General features: G+C 42.6%; 19 protein-coding genes. 8 read left to right on the top strand and 11 right to left on the bottom strand.

Annotated elements, in window-relative coordinates:
* The first annotated feature begins 7 nt into the window (after positions 1-7).
* The 4 genes from CDH51_RS04345 to CDH51_RS04330 all read left to right on the top strand — a co-directional run bounded on the left by CDH51_RS04345 (position 8) and on the right by CDH51_RS04330 (position 4,399).
* Positions 8-1,645, top strand: coding sequence for a pyruvate dehydrogenase complex dihydrolipoamide acetyltransferase (locus tag CDH51_RS04345; protein WP_100627410.1), 1,638 nt, complete (start codon positions 8-10; stop codon positions 1,643-1,645).
* Positions 1,646-1,763: 118 nt separating this feature from the next.
* Positions 1,764-2,306 (top strand): ATP-dependent protease subunit HslV, encoded by a 543-nt coding sequence (gene hslV, locus CDH51_RS04340; protein WP_024281934.1) that lies wholly within the window; start codon positions 1,764-1,766, stop codon positions 2,304-2,306.
* Between the two features lie 102 nt (positions 2,307-2,408).
* Positions 2,409-3,074: a TetR family transcriptional regulator C-terminal domain-containing protein gene (locus tag CDH51_RS04335; RefSeq protein ID WP_026945088.1), complete on the top strand. Its 666-nt coding sequence runs from the start codon at positions 2,409-2,411 to the stop codon at positions 3,072-3,074.
* Between the two features lie 2 nt (positions 3,075-3,076).
* A complete protein-coding gene (locus CDH51_RS04330; protein WP_100627409.1) occupies positions 3,077-4,399 on the top strand; it encodes an ABC1 kinase family protein in 1,323 nt (440 codons plus the stop codon).
* 47 nt (positions 4,400-4,446) lie between these two features.
* Here CDH51_RS04330 and CDH51_RS04325 read toward each other — a convergent pair whose 3' ends face one another.
* Together CDH51_RS04325 and CDH51_RS04320 are read right to left on the bottom strand one after the other, a co-directional pair.
* Positions 4,447-4,995 (bottom strand): GNAT family N-acetyltransferase, encoded by a 549-nt coding sequence (locus tag CDH51_RS04325; RefSeq protein WP_100627408.1) that lies wholly within the window; start codon positions 4,993-4,995, stop codon positions 4,447-4,449.
* A complete protein-coding gene (locus CDH51_RS04320; protein ID WP_100627407.1) occupies positions 4,992-6,113 on the bottom strand; it encodes a pyridoxal phosphate-dependent aminotransferase in 1,122 nt (373 codons plus the stop codon). Before CDH51_RS04320 ends, CDH51_RS04325 begins: the two co-directional genes overlap by 4 nt.
* Before the next feature lie 197 nt (positions 6,114-6,310).
* On the opposite strand from CDH51_RS04320, the gene CDH51_RS04315 reads away from it, so the two are divergent.
* Positions 6,311-7,102: a hypothetical protein gene (locus tag CDH51_RS04315; protein WP_100627406.1), complete on the top strand. Its 792-nt coding sequence runs from the start codon at positions 6,311-6,313 to the stop codon at positions 7,100-7,102.
* A gap of 18 nt (positions 7,103-7,120) precedes the next feature.
* Here CDH51_RS04315 and CDH51_RS04310 read toward each other — a convergent pair whose 3' ends face one another.
* The 8 genes from CDH51_RS04310 to topA form a co-directional block, all read right to left on the bottom strand.
* Positions 7,121-8,308 (bottom strand): MFS transporter, encoded by a 1,188-nt coding sequence (locus tag CDH51_RS04310; RefSeq protein WP_100627812.1) that lies wholly within the window; start codon positions 8,306-8,308, stop codon positions 7,121-7,123.
* Positions 8,309-8,313: 5 nt separating this feature from the next.
* Complete coding sequence (gene mgrA, locus CDH51_RS04305; RefSeq protein ID WP_100627405.1) at positions 8,314-9,336, bottom strand: L-glyceraldehyde 3-phosphate reductase; 1,023 nt, start codon at positions 9,334-9,336, stop codon at positions 8,314-8,316.
* A gap of 18 nt (positions 9,337-9,354) precedes the next feature.
* On the bottom strand, positions 9,355-10,692 hold the full coding sequence (locus CDH51_RS04300; RefSeq protein ID WP_100627404.1) for a YfcC family protein: 1,338 nt from the start codon (positions 10,690-10,692) through the stop codon (positions 9,355-9,357).
* Positions 10,689-11,807: a serine hydrolase domain-containing protein gene (locus tag CDH51_RS04295; protein ID WP_100627403.1), complete on the bottom strand. Its 1,119-nt coding sequence runs from the start codon at positions 11,805-11,807 to the stop codon at positions 10,689-10,691. The genes CDH51_RS04300 and CDH51_RS04295 overlap by 4 nt, the downstream gene beginning before the upstream one ends.
* Positions 11,807-13,153 carry a flavin-containing monooxygenase gene (locus CDH51_RS04290; protein WP_100627402.1) on the bottom strand — a complete coding sequence of 449 codons (1,347 nt, stop codon included), beginning with the start codon at positions 13,151-13,153 and terminating at the stop codon, positions 11,807-11,809. Before CDH51_RS04290 ends, CDH51_RS04295 begins: the two co-directional genes overlap by 1 nt.
* Positions 13,150-14,094, bottom strand: a complete 945-nt coding sequence (locus CDH51_RS04285) for a DUF5996 family protein (protein WP_100627401.1) — start codon at positions 14,092-14,094, stop codon at positions 13,150-13,152. The genes CDH51_RS04290 and CDH51_RS04285 overlap by 4 nt, the downstream gene beginning before the upstream one ends.
* Before the next feature lie 57 nt (positions 14,095-14,151).
* A complete protein-coding gene (locus CDH51_RS04280; protein ID WP_100627400.1) occupies positions 14,152-14,838 on the bottom strand; it encodes an SIR2 family NAD-dependent protein deacylase in 687 nt (228 codons plus the stop codon).
* Between the two features lie 147 nt (positions 14,839-14,985).
* On the bottom strand, positions 14,986-17,307 hold the full coding sequence (topA, locus tag CDH51_RS04275) for a type I DNA topoisomerase (protein WP_100627399.1): 2,322 nt from the start codon (positions 17,305-17,307) through the stop codon (positions 14,986-14,988).
* 155 nt (positions 17,308-17,462) lie between these two features.
* Here topA and CDH51_RS04270 point away from each other — a divergent pair, with 155 nt between their 5' ends.
* A complete protein-coding gene (locus CDH51_RS04270; protein WP_100627398.1) occupies positions 17,463-17,930 on the top strand; it encodes a SixA phosphatase family protein in 468 nt (155 codons plus the stop codon).
* A 381-nt stretch (positions 17,931-18,311) separates the two neighbouring features.
* Here CDH51_RS04270 and CDH51_RS04260 read toward each other — a convergent pair whose 3' ends face one another.
* The gene (locus tag CDH51_RS04260; RefSeq protein ID WP_100627396.1) at positions 18,312-20,852 is read right to left on the bottom strand and encodes a M14 metallopeptidase family protein; all 2,541 of its coding nucleotides are present in this window, start codon (positions 20,850-20,852) and stop codon (positions 18,312-18,314) included.
* Positions 20,853-20,983: 131 nt separating this feature from the next.
* Here CDH51_RS04260 and CDH51_RS04255 point away from each other — a divergent pair, with 131 nt between their 5' ends.
* Positions 20,984-21,751, top strand: a complete 768-nt coding sequence (locus CDH51_RS04255; RefSeq protein ID WP_100627395.1) for a 3-keto-disaccharide hydrolase — start codon at positions 20,984-20,986, stop codon at positions 21,749-21,751.
* 89 nt (positions 21,752-21,840) lie between these two features.
* Positions 21,841-23,181 (top strand): Gfo/Idh/MocA family protein, encoded by a 1,341-nt coding sequence (locus tag CDH51_RS04250; RefSeq protein ID WP_100627394.1) that lies wholly within the window; start codon positions 21,841-21,843, stop codon positions 23,179-23,181.
* The last annotated feature ends 23 nt before the right edge of the window (positions 23,182-23,204 follow it).

Raw genomic sequence — 23,204 nt, 5'->3', positions numbered from 1 at the left:
AAAACCTATGGCCGAAGTAATCAGAATGCCTAAAATGAGTGACACCATGGAAGAAGGAGTAATCGCTTCTTGGTTGAAGAAAGTTGGGGATACCGTGAAGCCTGGAGACATCCTAGCCGAGGTCGAGACTGACAAAGCAACCATGGAGCTGGAATCCTACGATGAAGGTGTCCTACTACATATTGGAGTAAAAGAGAAAGAAGCAGTCCCTGTCAATGGGATCATTGCTGTGATTGGAGAGAAGGGTGAAGATTTCGAGCATCTGCTTTCTGATAATGGAGCAGCAGCTGAAGTAAAAGAAGAGACTCAAGAAAAAGAAGAGCCTAAGAAGGAGGCTGAAAAGCCAAAATCAAAGGAGAAGATCGATACTTCTTCTATCAATGCAACTATCATCACCATGCCTAAGATGTCCGATACCATGCAGGAAGGGACTATTTCGGCTTGGTTGAAGAAAGTGGGAGATGATATTAAGTCTGGTGAAATCATCGCGGAAGTAGAAACTGACAAGGCGACGATGGAGCTAGAATCCTATGAAGACGGGAACTTACTTTATATAGGTATTGAAGAGGGGAATAGCGTCCCTGTAGACGGTGTGATAGCCGTAATCGGTGAGAAAGGAGCAGATTACGAAACGCTTCTCAAGGCTCATGAGCAAGAAATGGCCGGAGAAAGTGAAGAGGAGGAAGCGCCTAAGCAGGAATCTAAACCTAGTCCTCAGCCTGAGAAAAAAGAATCTCAAACAGCCTCTACACCAAGTCCTGCTCCAGTTTTGGCAGATGGTGAGCGTGTGAAAGCCTCTCCTTTGGCAAAGAAAATAGCAGAGGAAAGAGGAATCGATATCCGACAGGTAGCCGGATCTGGAGATGGTGGCCGAATCATCAAGAGAGATGTCGAAAACTTTGTTCCGACTGCAGCACCAGCAGCTTCAAGCTCAGCATCTGCAGTAATGCCGGCAGTAGGGCAGGAGAGTTTCCGCGAAGAGAATGTCTCTCAAATGCGTAAAGTCATCGCGAAGCGATTGGCCGAAAGTAAATTCGGTGCTCCTCATTTCTACCTTACCATGGAAATCAACATGGATAAGGCTATTGAAGCGAGAAAGAGCATGAACGAAATTGCTCCAGTCAAAATCTCCTTTAATGATATGGTGATCAAAGCTACTGCAGCAGCTTTGAGACAGCATCCGAAAGTAAACTCAAGCTGGTTAGGAGACAAGATACGTTACAACGACCATATCCATATCGGTATGGCAGTAGCTGTAGAGGAAGGACTATTAGTTCCTGTGATTCGTTTCGCAGATAGCAAGTCTCTTTCTCAAATCTCCAACGAGGCTAAAACGCTTGGCGGAAAGGCTAAAAACAAAGAATTGCAACCAAAGGATTGGGAGGGAAATACCTTTACTATCTCCAATTTGGGAATGTTCGGTATCGAAGAATTCACAGCTATCATTAATCCACCGGATGCTTGTATCTTGGCAGTAGGCGGTATCAAGGAAACTGTCATCGTCAAAAACGGCGAAATGAAGGTTGGAAATGTGATGAAGGTGACGCTTTCTTGCGATCACCGAGTAGTGGATGGAGCAGTTGGATCTGCTTTCCTTCTCACACTCAAAGGCCTCTTAGAAGACCCGGTCAGAATTCTCATCTAATTAGAAAATCTGTCAAAAAGTCCTGTTTTCGCAGGACTTTTTGCTTTAGAACAGTTATTGGTAATACAATCCGGAATCTTAATGTTCTAGAGAATATTTACTCAATAAAACTTTTGAAATGGAAAGAATAAAATCAACTACCGTCGTTGCAATCAAGCATAATGGAGAAACTGTGATAGGAGCAGATGGTCAAGCGACCCTGGGAAATACCGTAGCTAAAAGCAGTGTAAAGAAAATCCGTGTTTTGCAAGGCGGTAAAATTGTCACAGGTTTTGCAGGATCGACTGCTGATGCCTTCACCTTATTGGAGAAGTTTGAGGAGAAATTGGGTGCCTTTGGCAATAATATGAAGCGTGCAGCTGTGGAGTTGGCAAAAGAATGGCGAATGGACCGCATGCTGAGTAAGCTTGAAGCGATGATGATTGTAGCTGATCAGGATGATATTTTGATTATATCTGGAACAGGAGATGTAATCGAGCCGGATTTGGAAATCGCGACGATTGGTTCGGGTAGTATGTACGCCCAATCAGCAGCAAGAGCTTTGAAAAAGTATGCGACACACCTCACGGCAGAAGAGATGGTGAGGGAAAGTCTTCACATCGCAGCAGACGTCTGTATCTATACCAATCATAATTTGGTGATCGAAAAAGTCAGCGGTTAAAACCTACTTAGCTAGCCGAGTCGAAGGATTCGGCTTTTTTTATCTAAAATTCAAACCTAGCCAAGCTTTCCTGTGTTTACTACATGAATCAGTAAACCATACATGGAAACGACGACCAAAAAGAAATCCGCTAAAAAGGATTACAGAAAAATTATCCTCGAATCTTACATGCATCATGTTCTTGAGCATGGGCATGAACCAGTATCTATTTTCAAGTTTTCCAAAGAATTGAAAATGACTGAGGGTGAGTTTTACACCTATTTCACCTCTTTCGATTCAATCAAATCAGCCATTTGGGTTGAGCTATTTGACGAAACAGTCTCCCAGCTCGAATCTCAGGAAGTTTACAAGGAATATTCAGTAAGAGAGAAATTTCTAGGCTTCTTGTTCACCTGGATCGAGGTTTTAAAAAATAACAGATCGTATTTGTTGAGTCTCTATGGTGGAAAGCCAAAGGCAATGTCTCCGCTACCTGCAGAAATGAAGATTTTCCGCGAGAGATTTAAAGATTTTGCAAGTGAGATCATCCTAGAAGGTAAAGAGACGCAGGAGATAGCCAATCGTCCGATTATCTCAGACAGGTACGATGAGGCACTGTGGCTTCAAGTTCTTTTTGTATTCAATTATTGGTTATCCGACCAGACTCCTGGATTCGAAAAGACCGATGCAGCTATCGAAAAGTCTGTCAACTTAGCCTTCGATCTCATGGGGAAAAGTGCACTAGACAGCTTTTTGGATTTCGCTAAGTTTCTCTACCAAACAAAATAATCATGCCTGAAAAATTAAGAGAACAGGAATCCATTCCGGTTTCTAAAGTACAGCGAGCTGCAAAATTCATCTCTACCGGTGCAAAGGTGGGCGGCAACTATGTCAGGCATTATGCCAAGAAGATGGTAAATCCAGCCTTGGATAAGGAGGGTTTGCATCAAAGCAATGCGGAAGATATTTATAAATCGCTTAGCCAGCTGAAAGGTTCTGCCTTGAAAGTAGCTCAGATGATGTCAATGGACAAAAATCTCCTACCAAGAGCCTATCAGGACAAATTCACCATGGCACAGTATTCTGCGCCGCCTCTTTCGTATCCTTTGGTAGTGAAAACTTTCCAAAAATACTTCTTCAAAGGTCCAGAGCAGCTATTCGATACCTTTACCCGATCGGCGGTCAATGCAGCATCGATTGGCCAGGTGCATCAAGCTACCAAGGGTGACAAGGTTTTAGCAGTTAAAATTCAATATCCGGGAGTAGCAGATTCTGTAAGTTCTGATCTCAAATTGGTTCGTCCTTTTGCGCTTAGACTACTCAATATGAATGAGAAGGAGTTGGATCATTACATGGAAGAAGTAGAGGAAAAGCTCCTGGAGGAAACAGACTATCAATTGGAGATTCAGCGTTCCAGAGAGATTTCTGGTGCTTGTTCACATATTGCTAATTTGAATTTCCCAAACTACTATGATGAATTTAGCTCGGAGCGAATCATCACGATGGATTGGATTCAGGGAAATCATATCAAAGAGTGGTTAGAAACAAACCCTACTCAAGAAGCCAAAAATCAAATTGGACAGGCGCTTTGGGATTTCTATCACCATCAGGTTCATAACCTCATGCAAGTCCATGCAGACCCTCATCCTGGTAATTTCATCGTTCAGGAAGGTGATGTATTGGGAATAATAGATTTTGGTTGTGTGAAAGTAATTCCGGAGGACTTTTATCATGGGTATTTCTCCTTGATCAAAAAGGATCTCTTGATCAAGGAAGAAGAGTTGAATCAAATCTTCTACAACCTAGAGTTCATTTCGGATAAAGATACAGATCAAGAAAAGGTCTATTTCAAGGGAGTTTTCAAAGAAATGATTTCCCTTTTAGGTAAGCCATTTCATGTGGATCGCTTTGACTTCGCTGATGATGGATTCTTTGAGCAGATTTTCGAACTCGGAGACCGAATTTCCAATGACAAGATGTTTAAAAAATCCCGTCAAGCACGGGGTTCTAGACATGGATTATATATCAACCGAACTTACTTTGGACTTTACAATCTGTTGAATCAGCTGGGTGCAACAGTAGACACTACTAAGCCAGATTGGCTTGCTTCCTAAAACTTTATTTTGGGAAAGGTTAAGTTTAAAAATGACTCCTCTCGGGGTCATTTTTTTTTGAGCAATTCCCATTCTTCTGACAAGACGCTGTAGTAAATGGTATTTCTCCTACGGCCTGTCGAAAGTAGCGTATGGCTTCGGAGTACACCTTCTTCTACAAAACCCATTTTTTCTACTGCTCTGCGCGCAGGAATGTTCAGTACATCGGTTTTGATTTCTACCCGTTGCATTCCCAAATTCTCGAAGGCATGGGAAAGCATCAAATATTTCATTTGGCGATTGATTCCCTTTCCATGAAAGTCTCTTCCCAGCCAAGTCCAGCCAATTTCTATCCGCTGGTCTCTTGCTGAATAATTCCCAAATGCAGTCGAACCCATCAATACACCGCTTTTTTTATCAACTACCACAAACTGCAGTCTTTCTCCATTCATGGCGGGTTGAGCCCAATCTCTGATTCCAGTCAAGGTGGAAAGATCGTATGTGAAATACTCCCAAAGTCCCTTGTCCTGGGTCTGTGCCAGAAGCAAAGAAAAATCCTGCTCAAGAATTGGTCTGAGCAGGATTTGGTCATTTTCCAAATGAACCGGTTGTGTCATGTCAATATTTCCTTCAAATGTTTATTGAATAACGCGACCTCTTCAGGTGTGCCTGTAGATATTCTACACCAATCATTCAAGGGCGGAAAAGGTCTGCCGATAATCATACCCCGGTCAGCAAATGCTTTGTTGAGTTCTTTGATGTCTTTTCCAGATTGGAAAAAGACAAAATTCGCATGACTATCTAAATAGGGTCTTTTTAATTCCTCAAGTGTTTGAATGATGGCATTTTTGGCTTCAGTTGTTTTCTCCAAAGAGAATTTGTAAAAATCAGGATCTTGAAGGGCTGCTTTTCCAGCCTCGATTGCCATAATATTGGTGTTGGCAACGACTCTTTCGCGTAGTTTCTGAGCCAAGGCCGGTCTTGCAATCAAATAGCCCAGTCTGATTCCTGCAAGTCCATAGACCTTGGAAAAGGTTCTGGAGACGATCACATCCATTCCTTTTTTGACCAATTCAACCATAGAGGGATAGTTGGGCTCTGTGATGTAGTCATAATATGCTTCATCACTGAAAACCACGGTCTTTTTACTTACAGTTTCACAGAAATCCATCACGCGATCAGCAGGAAGGAGTTTTCCGGTTGGATTGTTTGGATTACAAAGGAAAACAAGCCTTGTCTGGTAAGAAACTCTCTTTTCAATTTCATCGAGGTCAAAATCGAGATCCTTATTGAGAGGAACCCAGTTGATGTCGGTGCCCCACAGTTCGGCATAATCCATCATCGAAAGAAAAGTTGGAGCACAGGAAATAATTTCTCCGCCTTGACCAAAAGTGATTCCTGTGATCTTAAGGCCCTCTGTCGAACCAGCCACTAAGACGATGTGATCCTCGGGTACACCTTCTTTTTCGGAAATCATTTTGACCAAGTCCGAATTGTAGCTCCATGGATAGCGACATCCCAAGTCAAAATTATTGATCATTGCTTCCCGCATTTTCTCGGAAGGGCCATAAGGATTCTCGTTTGAGCCCAATCTGATAGGCCCTTCGAGAGGTCTTGGGTTATATTTTTTGATCTCTTCCGCACTTAATGGACTTAAAAGTCCTCCGCTCATCAAGGTTACACCACCTCCAAGACCGATTTTTTTCAGCCAGCTCCTTCTTGAAATTCCGTTCATATTTTCCTCAGTTTCTTGTCAAATTACCAATAATTCCGATATCAAATTAAAAAAAATGTGCATTTGTCTGTGGAAAATCTTTCTAAATACATTGGGGGATCAAGTGTTTTTTAAAATTTTATTTCAAAATTTTGATAAATGGCAGAATAATTTTTTTAAATTATAGGAAATGCAATGAACCCCTAAAAGCCCAAATTATGAAAAAGTCTATTTTACTTCTTTTGACATGTATGATTTTGGCCTTCACTGCTGAGGCGCAAAAGGAACGTTTCATGGTACTTGAATTTATAAATGTGGAAAGCGATCAGCTTTTTGAATACATAGAATTCAAGGATTTGATGGAGAAGGTCTACCGGCAGGCCCGCAATGATGATCAAATCGCAGGTTGGGACTTTTGGTCCTTACATTCAGGTGCTGATCATTCTGATTTTCAGTATATTATGATTACGTACTATGATGATCCAGTCAAAATGATGAGTGGATTGGATGAAACAAGAATGATAGATTATACCAAGATTGCTTATCCTCATCTGAATGATGCCCAAGTGGTCAAGCTCTTTGAAAACTCACTGTCCATGCGAGAAATGCCTATGCGGCTATACATGAAAGAGATTGTTTGTACTGATGATAATTTCCAAATGAAGCCGGGAGTTTTAGCGTCTTTTGATCTGATGAAAGCTCGGGAAGGTAATTTTACAGCATACGAAAAAGCAGAAGAAGAGGTCTTCAAGCCTATTCACCAGAAGCGAATAGAACAAGGCCTGATGGGACATTGGAGCTTGCTACGAACAGCCCTTCCCCTCGGTTCCGAGGCTAAATCCACTCATTTAACCATGAATGTTTACAAGGATTACATGCAGTTTTTCAATGCTCAAGCCTATGAAGACATGGAGCAATCCGACGCTCAGCGAAGAGCGGTCAATGAAGGTTTGAACTCTCGTGACCAAAAATGGGTTTATTTAGCAACGTTAGAAAATGTAGTTAGGTAGTGATAGTCCGGTTTGAAACTACCTGGAGAGGCCTCGAGACAGGGCCTCTTTTTTTTGAAATTTTTTAAATAGAAAAATCCCTAGCATAGGGCCAATACTCAATAATCCCATGGCAGTTTGAATGCCTAGTACTGCGATTAACCATTCGGTCCATTGAATGGACAGGATAGTCAGCCCGAATCCCAGGCAATTGACTAAGGTAAGAGCAGTCCCTCGGTACTCTGCGGGAGTGGCTTGGGCAACTAAAGTTGAGAACTGTGGCGAATCTGCAGTGACAAGAATCCCCCAAATGAAAAGAAAAACTACACCTAGGCCTCCGGCGTTTTGAGGCAAAATCCATAAGTAAAGACAACAAATTCCTGATCCTATCAAGGAAAATAAAGCGACAGAACGGCTTCCTACTTTCTCTGCAATGAATCCTCCGAGAGCACAGGAAAGTGCACCTATACCGATGATTGAGAATGAGAAGATGGCATTTTGACCTGTCCCGGGTGCATATTGCATTTGCCAATAAATCAAAGCAGGTACAAACGCCCAAAAGGTATAGAGTTCCCACATATGTCCAAAATAGCCAGAAGCAGCACTTTTTAGTGAGTTGATTTGACTGAGACGTGGGAGGAGATTCCAGTCAAATTTGGGACTTTTCCTGCGATGGGGTCCGTCAGGCACACCAAATCCTACCAAGATACTTCCCAGTAAGGCTAGTCCGGATGTTGTCCAAAAAATCGATTGATACGAAAGCTGATACCCCAAGGCCTTCACTAAATAAGGAGAGGCCGTTCCAAATACTAGCGCCCCTACCAAAAGTCCCAATGCTTTTCCAAGTCCCTTCTCGTAGTAATCTGAGGCGATTTTCATTCCCACTGGATAAATTCCAGCCAGAAAAAAGCCAATTAAAAAGCGAAGGACTAAAAGGCTTTCATAATGTAAGGGAAGTACGGTGATGAGAAAATTGAAAGTGGATGCTAGAAGTCCGCTTGCTAGAAATACCTTGCTGGGTGAAAATCGATCTGGAATCGACAGAAGAGCAAATACAAGGGTGCCGGAAATAAACCCGAACTGAACGGCCGAGGTAACGGCACCTGTCAGTTCGGATCTACCAAGGATCTCCCCAAGTTCAGGAATTACAGCATTACCTGCAAACCAAAGGGAAGTACCCAAAAATTGTGCAATCACAATCAAGGTGAGTGCTTTTCCGGGCTTCATTTGCTTCATTTAGCTCCGATAAGAGATTTGATTTTTGTGATTTCTTCTACACTAAACTCGCTGTTTCCAATTGCGGAAACGTTATCATCCAATTGTTCGGGTTTAGAGACTCCAACAAGCACGGAGGTGATTCTTGAGTCTTTCAGTAGCCAAGCAATGGCCATTTGAGCAAGTGTTTGTCCTCTGCCAATAGCTATCTCATTGAGTTGTTTGATCATTTCGATTTTATCCTCGCTGATTTGCTCTGGCTTAAGATACCTTCCATCCTTGGCAGCTCTTGAGTCTTCAGGAATCCCTTTTAGATACTTATCGGTCAAAAGACCCTGCTCTAAGGGAGAAAAAGCGATACTTCCCACTCCTTTGTCTCCTAAGACGTCCAAAAGTCCATCTTCTACCCAACGATCCAGCATGCTATATCTAGGTTGATGAATTAGCAAGGGGGTTCCCATATCTTTCAAGATTTGATAGGCTTTGGCAGTGTCTTCTGCGCTGTATTGGGAAATGCCTACATAAAGGGCTTTTCCTTGCCTTACCAATTGGTCAAGTGCTCCCATGGTTTCTTCCAAAGGCGTGTGCGGATCTGGTCTATGATGGTAGAAAATATCCACGTAGTCCAAGCCCATTCGTTTTAAACTCTGGTCGCAGCTTGCGATGAGGTATTTCCTCGAACCCCAGTTTCCGTAGGGACCAGGCCACATGTCCCAACCTGCTTTAGAAGAGATAATCAATTCATCCCGGTAAGCACTAAAGTCTTTCTGAATTATTCTTCCAAAATTCTCCTCTGCCGATCCAAAAGGAGGGCCGTAATTATTCGCCAAATCAAAGTGCGTGATTCCTAGGTCAAAAGCTCTTCTGAGGATTTTTCGTCCCAAGGTGAAATCCGCATTGTGGCCGAAATTATGCCAAAGCCCTAAGCTTATCTCGGGCAAAAGTAATCCGCTTCGTCCCGTTCTTCGATACTTCATTCCTGAGTATCTGCTTGAATCAGGATGATAAGGTGGAAGTGGGTTATGGTCGTTGATTTGCATATTGATAGGTTTTTAGGTTTACTGAAACCAAATTAAGGCGATAATTAAGGATAACAAACAGACAGCTGCAACGAAAAGCCAGCTTTTTATCACAAACCGAATCCAATCATTGTATTTTACACCAGCGGCGGCTATTACTGCCATCATTCCTCCATTAGTAGGAGATAAAATATCCATTAAACCTGAGGCATATTGAGTAGCCAAAACTGCTAATTGCCTCGAAATACCCAAAAGGTCCATCAAAGGCACTGCCAACGGAATTGTTAATACATTTTGTCCTGATGTACTGGGGACAGGGATATGAATCAGAGCTTGAGATACGAAAAGCCCAACAACAGCAAATTGCTCTGGAAGTGCTTCTAAGGGAGAAAAAAGCCCGTATATCACGGTGTCGATGATTTGACCTTTTTCCAATACCAAGTAAACACTTCGGGCAAGACCTACAATTACACCCGCAAAAATCATCTCGCTAAAGCCCGCTGCATAGGTTCTTGCCGTCCCGTTGATTCCTAGTTTCCCGATCAGTCCACAGCTAACTCCGATTACAAAGAAAAGGGCCGACATTTCATTATATCCCCAATCAAATTGAGTGATTCCATATCCCATGAGCACTATTCCGCCTAAAGAAAGAATCAAAATCAAGCCTTTTCTCCATCCAATCGCTTGACCTGGTACGACCTCAAGTTCCTGCTGCTGAACTTTTGGGCGACCACTTCGAATCATCAACCAAGTCCATAAAACAAATCCAAGGAAAAAGAAGATCATCCTGTAAAGCAGCCCTTCGGAAAGTTCTAACTCGGCAAGTTGCTGGCCAATAAGTGAGTTAAAAGGATTGATGGGAGAGAAGCCAGAACCGAGTAGTGAGGAGCCTAGCGTGAGTCCAATGATAGCTTTGATGTCGAATTTTAAATTCCGGGCTAAAACCACCAAAACAGGCACCATGGCAATGATCTCCTCTTGCATGGCAATGGTCGCTCCAGCAAAAGCGAAGCCTAATGAGAGAAAAATTAATAGAAGCTGTTTTTGATTTCGGAATTTATAAATAAGGGATTCTACACCGGCTTGAAGGGCTCCTGTTTTTTCCACTACATAAAAAGCTCCTCCCAGCAATAAAATCAAGACCAAGATGTCACTCCCCAAAATGAGCCCTTCCGGAATGGAAACCACCATCTCTTGTAGCGAAATGTTCTCCTTTTCAATTTGCTCATAGCTCCCTTGAAGTACCACTTCTCTTCCCGTTTTTGGGTCGAGCTCTCTAGAATAGGTCCCTGAAGGAATCAGAAAAGATGCTATCCAAGATAAAACAACAAAAGCCAATAAAATGACCATGGGATGCGGAAAGGATAGTTTCTTCATACTTCTAGGATTTTAATGATCTTTCTGGCTAGGTCTATTCGGAAATTTCCTTTGTCCCGAGTATTGGATAGGATGATAATTCCAAATTCTTTTTCGGGGTCGAAGATTAGCAAAGAGCTATAGCCCGCTTGACCACCAAAGTGTCCCATCCAATTACTCTCCGGCCCAACTGCAATCTGCTGAAATCCTGCCCAACTTTCCTTTCCGTTTACCTCAAGAGCCTGAACATTGGATTTCAACATACCTAGGTCAGCACGGATAAGTTGAGTCGTGACTTTAATCAAATCATCGAGCGTGCTGATCATTCCGGAGGAAGGGTAGGGGCTTACCTGATAGGTGAATGGATGTGGCTTGAGACGCTTCCATATATAAGTTTTCCGATACCCCATTACTACCGGATTCTCCTCTTGCGAATTACCTTTGAAATAACTGTTTTGCAAATCTAAATCTTCGCTTAGCCATCGGTTGAGCAGATTATCATAGGAGAGGCCGGAGTCTTTTTCCAACAGATATCCCAAAAGTTCGTAATTGAAATCTGCATAATTGTAGGATAGATCTCCCTTTCCATTTACTTGTTTTGGAAGCTGACTCCAGACAAAATCCTGCAAGTTTGGCGTGTTCTTTTTTCTGAAGAAACCTGAAAAGAAACTTGCATCTCGCAGACCGGATTGATGTCGCAAGATTTGGGAAAAGCTTAATTCCCCAATTTCGGGATATTTTGAGTTTAACTCAGGAGAAAGGCTTTTTATTGAATCAAGGATGTTAAGCCCTTTTTCCTGAAGGTAATTGGAAAGATAAAGCGCCAAAAAAATCTTAGAAATGGAAGCTACATGGATTTTTGACTGCGATGTGAGGCTGTCTTTTTTTTCCAGACTTTCATACCCGAGGGTGTTTTTATAAAGCACCTGTGAGTTGGAGATAACTCCCACAGCCAAGCCTGCCAGATGATGCTCGTTTATTGTTTGAATTAAAATGGAATCAAGCTGATCTTGCTGATTCTTGACACTGATAGGAGGAGCTAAGTTGACTCTTGGAAAACTTTGCCACCATTCTTTTGCCAGAAACAAGGCAAAAATAGTGGCAAGTCCAATAAGAATCCACTTTAGTGACTGCATCAGGTCTCTTGGTTTTGTTCAACCGAAAGCGCCTCTGTAGTGGGCATTTTGGAGACGTAGTTTTTGGGAAGTTGCTTTTTCAAGTCTTTCACAAATCGGTGAAAGTCAACAGTAATGGTGTGTCGGGGTGAATTGATTTGCTTGAAATCAGGGTTTTTGACCTCTTTTTCACAAAGTTCTTCCAAGTCCTCCGGACGTTTCCAATTGCCAATTAGCTCTTGTGCCATTAGCTTGCTTTGAAGCTCTGCGCCAGGCCAGATACAGCCGAGTGGTTGGAACATACCGATGAAGTGAAGATTGGTGATTTTAGGATGAAACATTTTAAGGTAAAGAGGCACAGGTCCTGAGCTGTAATCAATAAAGTCTTTGTCAAAGAAAGGATGACTCAGCCAATAACCTGTACATGCAATGATGGTGTCGTACTCTTCTTCTTTTCCATCTTCAAAAACCACCTTTTTACCTTCAAATTTTTTGATGTCCATCCGCGGCTTGACTTTTCCATGTCGGATTTTGTGTAGCAATTCATCATTGATAGTGGGGTGCGTCGCTCCAAAGTGCTCAGTGGGTGGGCGAAGTCCGTAAGCTTCATTTTTACCGATGATGATTCGAAGGAGGATGGAATTCAAAAACATTCGAAGTCTTGGTGGAATCCATTTAGACTGTTCTGCAACTTTATCCGAAGGCTTGCCAAAAATGAATTTAGGAACAATTCGATAGCCTCTTCTCCATGAAATGGCTGTTTTCTTTGATACCCTACTCGTCTCCACAGCTACGTCACAGGCGGAATTTCCTCCTCCAATGACCAGCACCCGCTTGTCTTTGAATGGGGCAGCTTTTTTATAGTTATGGGAGTGTAGAAATTCTCCTGAAAATTCACCCGGGTAATTTGGGTACCGAGGTTTCCAGTGATGTCCATTTGCTACTGCCAGATGGGTGAAAAGCTCTTTTTCCTCTATTCCATCTTTCTCAGTGGTAATTTCCCAAGTCTCCTCATCAATCCACCGACAATGCTTGACCATTATGCCAAAACGAATATGAGGATAGAGATTAAAGTGAGCTGCATAGGCCTGAAAATAGCGCCTTAGCTCATCATGTGAAGGATAGTCGGCCGTCTCCGGATCAAAATCGTCGAAGGTGAAGTCCTCGTATTGCGAGAGCGTTTTAGAAGAAATGATATGTGTAGTTTCAAATACACTTGAATGACTTTCGTCTTCAGAGTAGATCCAATTACCCCCGACATCGTGATTTCTATCAAAGGCAACCGCCTCGATTCCCTGATCTAGAAGGTTTTTGAGGGCAGTGATACCTGATGGCCCAGCTCCGATGACAGCTACTTTCTTCTTCATATGGTAATATTGGAGTTTTTCTTTTCTAAAGATGAGAAGTCACAATCTAATTGATTTCTATCCCAACTCCCCACTTCAGTGGCTGCTTTATAAGTTGATTCCAAGAAGTCCAGTAATTTTTTGGTGGGATTAGCAGCTTTTTGAACAGCCTCATAGGGTAGAATAAACTCTCCTAAATCATCACTCCAATAGGCTTCTTCAGGTTGGACTTTTTTGTTTTTAAAATCCGGATGGTTTGGATAGCAATAGGCATAGAAAACTGCCTGTGGAAATTGCTCTCCTCCTGGCCAAAAACCCACACTGAATACTTCATGCGAATAAGCTTCCTGCATGACTTCTTTGGCTAGATTGGGTACTTCTCCTTCGAATTCTGGGGCAGTAGCTCCAGAGAAACGCGTATATGCCAGATCAAATGATCCCCAAAAGAAATGGATGGGACTGTTTTTCCCTCTGAACTTTGAGCGAAATACCGTCATCACATTATGGATTTGAATCAACGCTTTCCAGATATTTTTGGCTTCGTTTGGAAGGTAGGGGATTCTTTTTGTGTTTTGGTCGAAGGGAATGGCATCAGGGATTTCATTCGGGGTTTTTGTGATTTTTACCTTTATCCCGATAAAGTCTAATTTTTCCCGAAGTTGTTCATAAAAACTTGCAACCGTCTGGTTACCTAGGGAAAATCTGTCGCGAGTACCGTTGGAAGATCGAACTTTCAGCTCGTGCTGGGTAAAGTCAAATTTGATTTCAAAAATACCTCCTTCATAGGGAATTGGTCCGGTAGTCATGCCTTGAGCATCCAAATAAAGCGCTACATGCCAAGAGTGGTTTTGCCAAGGTGATTTTCTGAGCCGGACTTTGCCTACCATCTGCGACCATTGATGTAAAAGGTAAGTGGTGTCCTTGTAGGCACTATAATCTAAAATGGGCCATTTTGCTTTCATACTCACAACAGAAAAGTTTCCTTCAATTTAAATCATTTATTCAAAGCATTACAATAATTAGGGTTTCAAAAGGATTTTTTTAAGATTTTCCAATCCCTGAGTGGCAGGTAGGACGAGGTGCTTCGCTCGGTGATGTAGCTTGGAGGATGGGATATTGGGGTCAACAACAAAGATCTCTGCCTGATCCGGCACATAGGAAACCAAGCTTGCTGCTGGATAAACCTCCAATGAAGTACCTACAATCACAAAAATATCGGCTTGTTGTGCCAGTTTGATAGCATCTAGCATTTTGGGTACAGGCTCTCCAAACCAAACCACATGAGGTCTAAGCTGACTCCCTTTCGCACATTTGTCTCCTTTTTTTATTTCCCAATGATCCAAGTCATAGACCAATTTAGGGTCGAGTGAACTCTGCGCTTTTCTTAATTCACCATGGAGGTGTAATACTTGAGATGATCCGGCTCTTTCGTGCAGATCATCGACATTTTGGGTGATGATTTGAACTTCATAATGTTCTTCCAATTCCGCTAATATCCGGTGTGCCAGGTTAGGCTGGCACTCGTACATTTGCTTTCTCCGGAGGTTATAAAACTCTTGGACTAAATCCTGATTTCTGCGCCAGCCTTCTGGAGAGGCCACTTCCATAACATCATGACCTTCCCATAGTCCACCTGAGTCCCTAAAAGTTTTGATCCCGCTTTCTGCAGAAATACCAGCCCCGCTGAGTACTACCAATCTTTTCATTTTAACTCCCAAATAATTTCTTTGAATTTAATAAGTATTCAAGAAATCTAATTTGTCAAATCGGTTTGACGCTTGCAATCAAAAAATGTAGAAGGTCTGTTGATTGTTAGACAAAAAAAAACCGATCCTCAGGAACGGTTTTTTGACTTATTTTTTCTTCGAAAATCTCCCTCCCCGCTTTTTGGGCTCTGGCTGATTTTCGATGATTTCTATCGTCTCAGCATAGCTTAGCTTCTCTGCTTCCTTATCCTTGGGGATTTTGAAGTTATTCTTTCCAAACTTGATATAAGGGCCCCAGCGTCCATTGAGGATCTGGATATCGGGATTCTCATCAAAGGATTTGATGTGTTTTTTGGCATCAGCTTCCCGCTTATCCTTGATCAATTGGATAGCCTCTTCTTCGGTGATGCTAAGTGGGTCTTGTTCCTTTTTCAAGGAAACAAAGTTGCCATCATGTCGGATGTATGGTCCGAATCTTCCAATGGCAGCCACCATTTTTTTGTCCTCAAACATTCCTACATCACGTGGCAGTTTGAATAGCTCCAGGGCATCTTCTAAACTGATATTCTCAATAAACTGCCCTTTTTTGAGGCTTGCATATTTTTTATCCTCGTCTTCACTGTCACCGATTTGTACTAGCGGACCAAATTTTCCAAGTCTTGCCGTAATTGGTTTTCCATTTTCAGGATGATTGCCAAGGAATCGACTGGAATTGACATCTTGACGCGATACTTGCTCGGTTTCCTCGACACTATGATGGAAGTTACCGTAGAATGCATCAATCATATCTTGCCAATCTTGTCCTCCTGCGGCGATGTCGTCGAATTCCTTCTCCACTTTTGCGGTGAAATTGAAGTCAATAACATTTGGAAAGTGCTCGACTAAGAAATCATTCACGACCATAGCAATATTGGTTGGGAATAATTTCTGTTTTTCAGCGCCTGTAATTTCTGTCTTGGTGCTTTCCTGAAACTTTCCATCTGAAATAATCATCTCCTGATATTCCCGTGGATTACCATCCCGACTCTCTTTGATGACATATTCTCGCTTCTGAATAGTCGAGATCGTAGGCGCATAAGTAGATGGACGTCCAATTCCCAGTTCTTCCAGCTTCTTCACCAGACTTGCTTCCGTATATCTCGGTGCAGCACGGGTAAAAGACTCTCTCCCTTTCATTTCTTTCAAGTCCAGAGCCTGTCCAATTTGCATGGTTGGAAGGAGGGATTTGTTTTGAGTATCCTCTTCCTCATCATCATCCGTAGATTCTAAATATACTTTCAGGAATCCATCAAACTTAATTACTTCCCCATGAGCTGAAAGGGTTAAGTCTGAGTTGGAAATATTGATGGATACATTGGTTTTTTCCAGTTGAGCATCGGCCATTTGAGAAGCAATTGCACGCTTCCAGATAAGTTCGTAGAGTCGTTGCTCGTTTCTGTCCCCGTCTACTTGTGCTCTAGAAAAGTCTGTCGGTCTGATAGCCTCGTGAGCTTCCTGCGCACCTTCGGACTTGGTAGTAAATTTCCGTGCTTTGTGATAATCGTTTCCGTACTCTCCTTTGATAGCAGATTCCGCAGAATTCATCGCCTCATCAGATAGGTTGACACTATCTGTACGCATGTAGGTGATTTTACCTGCCTCATAGAGTTTCTGGGCCACTGACATGGTTTGGGCTACAGAGAAATACAGCTTGCGCGAAGCTTCCTGCTGTAAAGTGGATGTGGTAAAAGGAGGTGCCGGTGACTTTTTTGCCGGTTTTTTCTCGAGATTTCCAACAGAAAAGTCCGCGTCAAGGCATGCTTTTAGGAAGTCTTCCGCCTCTTGCTTGGTTTCAAATTTTCTGGGTAATTCAGCTTGAAAGGACTTGCCATCCACTTCAAATTGAGCTGTAATTCGGAAAGTAGATTTCGCTTTGTGTGCTTCGATTTCACGCTCCCGCTCGACGATCAATCGAACAGCCACAGACTGTACACGACCTGCTGAAAGTCCTGTTTTGATCTTTTTCCATAAAACCGGTGAAAGTTCAAACCCTACCAATCGGTCCAAAATTCTTCGAGCCTGCTGTGCATTCACCAAGTCATAATCGATTCCTCTTGGGGTTTCGATAGCCCGCTGAATGGCATTTTTGGTAATTTCTCGAAAGACAATTCGCTTGGTGTTTTCATCTTTCAGTTTGAGTACTTCTTTCAGATGCCAAGAAATAGCCTCTCCCTCCCGGTCATCATCACTTGCGAGGTAAATGGTGTCTGCATCCTTGATAAGGTTTTTGAGGTTTTTGATGACCTCCTTTTTGTCTGGAGAAACCTCATAGGTTGGCTTGAAACGATTTTTAATATCGATGGCCTTGTCTCCTTTGGGCAGATCTCGGATATGTCCGTAACTGGACGCAACTTTAAAATCCTTCCCCAAATAGCCTTCAATGGTTTTGGCTTTAGCAGGTGACTCGACGATTACTACGTTTTTGGACATAAAAATTTTAAAATTAGGCTCGAGGGCTTGTTTTGAAAAGCTAAAAATAGAGGGCATTGTTTTCACCTGCAACTATTAATAATTAAGTTGATTGAATGGCAGGGTGATTGTGCACTGATATGTATGTAGGGAGCTAATCAAAAATTTTATCCAAAATGAAGCATTTATTTTTAATGAGGCATGGGGAGGCCAGTTTTTCAGCAGATTCAGATTTTGAAAGAACTCTTACTTCAAGAGGTCGGGAAAAAATAGCGCGTATTGCAAAAAGCTTCAATGAAAACACCCCTGAAATAGACTTTATGTATTGTTCTAGTGCTAATAGGACGCAAGAAACAGCGAAGATTTTTTCTGAAACGGTACTGATCAAGAAGCAAGAATTTACCCGAATCATCTACGATGGCGATATGCGGGACTTAATGGATTTGGTGGAAAATTGTTCGGATGAGTTTGACCGACTTCTAATTGTGGGACATAATCCAGTGATAAGTATGCTCGCCTCCAGTCTCTGCGATGGGATCTATCGAAATATGCAACCGGGGGACTTGATTTCTATACAGATTCCGCTTGAATCTTGGAATTCTGTAACTTTTGGTAGCGGAATCTTACTCGAAATTATGAGTTAAAAAAATATTATTATCCGCAATGATGCCAGTAACCTGATTTTTTTTGCTATTCTAGGCGGATGTCCGATCCGCCACCGCCGACAGGTGTCCGATGACGGAAGCTGCAAAAATTGATCATTTTCGCAGAATTTTATCCGCACAATTTCGGTACTGTTTATAATGCTGATATACATTTAAAAAAAATAAGGCCGGGAAATCCAGCCTTATTTTATCATGAGAATGGGCATTTCCAATAGAATGAAAGGTATTCAGTCTAAAATCAATGTAGAGTTAAAATTGGGAAGCTTCGATCTTCATTCTTCCGATTTCCAGTCCCCATCATTCAAGAATTTAGACTGCTTGCAGAATTCCGCATATTCAAATTCTGATTTATCAAAAGATTCAATCCATTTGGTTTCCAAAGAAAATCGCATTTAAGAAGAGCTTATTGGTTCCAAACCAAGCCCCTCGGAAATTAGGGTTGTCGAAGAAATGAACGACCCTTCCACGTCCCGATGGAGAAATGAGGACACTGGCGCTTTGCTTGAGTCTCTCAAGGTTTTGGTCGGAAATATAGCCGCCTAGGTGTGGATTCTCGGTGTATCGGATAGGCGTGAGGTATTTGTTTTTGCTAGGTTGGATGAAAATATTGCTGTTTCTGTAGACAGGGATATTTTTCATTTGGTATCCGTAAGCAATAGGATGAGTCAAGTCCAGCTCTGCCATATAAATACTACCTCCTACAGCTTTCGCCCCTTCGAAATCACGGCTACTTGCAAAAGGAAGAGATTCAGGTTCTGCTTTTTCTTCAAGTTCTACTGCAGATTCATTGGTGATTCCCTGCCGGTTGAGCCAAAGGCTTGCACTTTTGAGTGAAACAACGGTTCCTCCTCGCTGAATCCAATCTTTGAGGTGCTCAACAGCCGAATTAGAAAGGCTGTTGTAATTACCGGATGCCAGTATCAGCGTATTGTAATCAAATAGGTTTACCCTTCCAAAATCATCTGTATTTACTTTGGTAATAGGCATTCCAACCTTTGAGTCTAGCAAATGCCAAATTTCACCGGCTTCATAGCTAGAAACACCCGGTCCCACCAGCATAATGACTTTTGGCTGCTGCACAGCTCCCACCGAATTGGAGCCTAAGTCAATGCCTGAAAGGTTTAGCCCCGTTTCTACCTTATATACTTTCTGCTGATTTTTATTGGCGATGTTTTTCAGCTGTTCGATCAATTCTGTATCCTCGATTTTTTGGAAACCCATCGGAATCATTAGCGTCCCTGCTGCAAAATCTACCGCACCTTCTTGAGTTTGCGATCGAAGTGGTCGGTTGACTACCTCTACATGAATGCCTGCTTTTTGTAGCTCATAAAGTGCCTTCGGCGCAAAGTAATCTGACCAGTCAATGAGATAGGCATAAGCTTTTCCTTCAGGAAACTCGAAAGAAGGTTTTGCTACCTCTTTTACTTCCTCACCTACTTGAGCAGATGGTGCAGCGGCGAAAGGCATCCCATAAGCTGCCGCCATGGTCCAGGCTGATGCGTCGTAAAAAACCGAATCAGCAAATTCTTTTACATATTCAAACATGGTGCGAACCATGCGGTATTGAGGTTGTGCGGTAGGGACTACCCATGATTTTCCTTTTTTGAAGGTGTTATTTCCAACCTTCAAATCAGCATTATTTTCATAGACATCAATCTGATGATCAAGTAGAAACTGAACAAAGAGTCTATTTCTACTTTCGTCATACTCATCTCCAAACACATAGTTTTTAGCAGGGTCTTTTTTTCCTTCAGCAACTGCCGTTTCGAAAAATTCCCGGAGATAATCATGCATGTATTCCCGGTTATCAATAGCAGCTTCTAAGGTAGCTAGGGAGTTGACCACATGATTTCGAATGGTGAATGCAAAAGAGATGTCGCCTCGCTGACTAGCTTGAAGATGGCCCCGGCTACTGGCCGTCTCGAATACCAAGCCCAAGCCACCATGAATATCAGGGTAAGTGGATCCATAGCCGGGATAGCTATTGTCAAAAACCTCCTTTGTCCAATAAAGACTGCCGATTTCATCCATGTATTTCGCAAAGTAGTTGGCGAAAATGGGGTTGATTTCATCGTAGTTTTTTCTTGGAACTACAGGGTTTTCGGATCCATAGGGTTTGGTTGGTTCGAAGAAATAAGTGCTATTCGTACCCATTTCATGAAAGTCAGTGGTGACATTGGGATACCACTGATGATACCATTGGACTTTGGTCTGTGATTCAGGGTGGGCAAGTGGAAGCCAGTCTCTGTTAAGATCATACCAATAATGGTTAGTTCGCCCTCCGGGCCAAGCCTCATTGTGCTCCCTGTCCAAAGGATCTGCGACCGGTGGAAAGCCCTTATTAGAATTAGCCCAAAGACTGTGTCTGTCCCTTCCATCTGGGTTGAGGGTGGGATCGATGAGTACTACAGATTCTTCTCTGACTCTCTGAGCGAGTTCAGATTGACCTGCTACAATCCAATAAGCGGTCAAGAGTGCTGCTTCTGCTGAAGAAGGTTCATTTCCATGCACCCCATAGCCTAAATGGACGATAGATGGCATTTGGCTGACATCTGGTTTGGGTTGAGTTGGGTCTGCCAATTGTACCTGAGTTTGTCGGATCGCTTCAAGGTTGGCCATGTTGCTTTCGTTGGCAATGGTCAGGATGACCTTTGGCCGGTGTTCGTGTGTATAGCCGATCGTTTCTAGCTTGACCATATCACTGAGCTCATCCAATTTTTCATAGTATTTGACGATGAGATCATAGCGAGTATGCCAGTCTCCTACAGGATAGCCCAAGAATTCCTCAGGTGAAGGAATTTCCGGATTAAATTTTTCCCCTGGGAAATAATACTCAGTTTGACTAAAAGCGAATTGAGCTGTGAAAAACAGACTTAAAATAGAGAGGTAGATCTTCTTCATAAGGTGAAATTTTCAGAAAATTAGGAAAGCTTCTGGCGCTTACAATCAAAAATCCATCAATGGTTTTTTGATTGAGCGCATTTGGACTTAATTTATCCTGTGAAATTATAAACCTTAAAATAATCTACGGTATGAACATTCGATTTAAATCACTTTTATTCCTTTTCCTTTCGGCAGGTTTAAGTTTGTCCTTGTATGGTCAAGAGAAAACTCCACCGCCTATGCCTCCTCAAGCTACTGAGTTCTATACACCTGTCCCTCCAAAAATTACTCCCGGAGCTGAAAACAACCTTCCTCCATCGGATGCCATCGTACTTTTCGATGGAAGTAGCTTGAATAGTTTTGTTTCTGCCCGAGATGGGTCTAGTCCCGCTGAGTGGATTATAGAAAATGGTGAACTAGTTGTGACTCCAGGTAAAGGGGATATCCAGTCAAAAATGGCCTTTGGAGATGCACAATATCACATCGAATGGTCAGCTCCTACAGAGATCAAAGGAGAGGGACAAGGTCGCGGAAACTCCGGTTTTTTCCTGATGGGACTGTATGAGGTGCAGATTTTGGATAGCTACGAAAGCAAGACCTACACCAATGGTCAGGCTGGAAGTATCTACAAGCAGTTTCCGCCACTAGTCAATCCACTTCGTGCTCCGGGAGAATGGAATTATTACGATATCATTTTCAAAGCTCCTCGTTTTGATAAAAATGGAGTGCTTACATCTCCTGCTACTGTGACTGTTTTGATCAATGGTGTTTTGGTTCAAAATCATGTCATCCTTCGCGGACCTACTGAGTACATCGGCATCCCTAATTACAAAGCTCACGCAGAGGCTCTTCCAATTAAGCTTCAGGATCATAGCAATCCGGTGAGATTTAGAAATATTTGGGTAAGACCACTTTAAGTAGAAAGTACTTAGTATCAAGTATCTAGAATATCTATGCTAGCTACTGAAAACCAGATTAGAACCTTTTACATAAACCCTTGACAAAAATGTCCTCTCGAAGAAAATTTCTACAAAATACCATGCTCTTAGGAGCTGGACTCAGCATGCCATCAGTATTAACTGCGGCAGATTTTGGTGCTTTTACCCGCAAAATCAAGCCTTCAGATCAACTCAATTATGGAGTCATCGGCTGCAAAGGTATGGGCTGGTCCAATATGAACGCACATCTCAAAATGGCTAACGTCAACTGTGTTGCTTTAGCAGATGTAGATCAATCTGTTTTGGACCAACGAACTGAGGATGTTTTTAAGCAGCGAGGTACTCGTCCAAAGCAGTATAAAGACTACCGGAAGATGCTGGAAGATCCGGATATTGATGTGGTGATCATCGGTACGCCTGACCATTGGCATTGCCTAAACATGGTCGATGCGGTATCTGCAGGCAAGCACGTGTATGTAGAGAAACCCATAGCCAATACGATCGAGGAATGTCAAATCATGGTGAAGGCCCAAGAGCGATATGGAAAAGTCGTCCAAGTGGGGCAATGGCAGCGATCCGGAAGTCAATATGACCAAGCTATCAATTATGTCAAATCCGGGAAGTTGGGACAGATTCGACTAGTCAAATGTTGGGCATATCAAGGTTGGATGAAGCCCGTGCCTGTGCTCCCCAATGGTCCGGCACCTGCAGGGGTAGATTACGATATGTGGTTGGGTCCTGCACCGAAAAGAGAGTTCAACCCCAATCGTTTTCATTTCAACTTCCGTTGGTTTTGGGATTATGCGGGTGGCTTGATGACAGACTGGGGAGTTCATGAGATTGATATTGCACTTTATGCGATGGGAGTAAGCGCTCCTAAATCAGTCATGGCTTCAGGAGGGAAATTTGCCTATCCTGACGATGCTTCTGAGACCCCAGATACACTTCAAACTGTCTATGAATACGATGGATTCAACATGCTTTGGGAGCATGCGACCGGCATCGACGGAGGAAATTATGGCACGACTGAAGGAATCGCATTTATCGGAAATAATGCCACCCTTGTGGTCAATCGTGGAGGCTGGAAAGTAATCCCGGAAACAGAAAATGTGGATGGTGAGCGAAAGCCAAAAGTGGAAGAGGTTCCCCATACAAGACCTGAAGGTAGTGCACTGGATTTGCATGCAGTCAATTTTGTTGATTCTGTGATGGCAAATGACCCGGGCATGTTGAAATGTGCCATTCAGACTGGTTCGGTAGCGGCTATTAATGCTCAGATGGGAAATATAGCCTACAAAACAGGCAAGAAAGTTTATTGGGACGCAGGTAAAAATCAGTTTAGTGATAGCGAGGCAAATGACTTAATGAAAGCTCATTATCATAACGGCTGGCAGGTTCCTAAAGTCTGATACTAGCATGGGGCTAAATCTTT

The sequence above is a fragment of the Algoriphagus formosus genome, from assembly GCF_002807035.1.
Classification (GTDB): domain Bacteria; phylum Bacteroidota; class Bacteroidia; order Cytophagales; family Cyclobacteriaceae; genus Algoriphagus; species Algoriphagus formosus.
This window is presented reverse-complemented; position numbering and strand designations above follow the sequence as displayed.